Source organism: Vibrio sp. S457-15 (assembly GCF_000960545.1).
GTDB classification, from domain to species: domain Bacteria; phylum Pseudomonadota; class Gammaproteobacteria; order Enterobacterales; family Vibrionaceae; genus Vibrio; species Vibrio parahaemolyticus.
Map to the genome: position 1 here is coordinate 1 of NZ_JYOQ01000124.1, position 278 is coordinate 278.

The 278-nt window shown below is 49.6% G+C and carries 1 rRNA gene; it reads left to right on the forward strand.

Features of this window, described 5'->3' with window-relative positions:
* Positions 1-49: 49 nt before the first annotated feature.
* A 16S ribosomal RNA gene (locus UF05_RS13235) occupies positions 50-278 on the forward strand; the annotation flags it as partial.

Sequence of the window (278 nt, forward strand, 5' to 3'; positions counted from 1 at the left end):
AACATTACTTTATGTAATGTTCAGTATTCATTGAGCCGAACAAAATCTTAAATTGAAGAGTTTGATCATGGCTCAGATTGAACGCTGGCGGCAGGCCTAACACATGCAAGTCGAGCGGAAACGAGTTATCTGAACCTTCGGGGAACGATAACGGCGTCGAGCGGCGGACGGGTGAGTAATGCCTAGGAAATTGCCCTGATGTGGGGGATAACCATTGGAAACGATGGCTAATACCGCATGATGCCTACGGGCCAAAGAGGGGGACCTTCGGGCCTCTC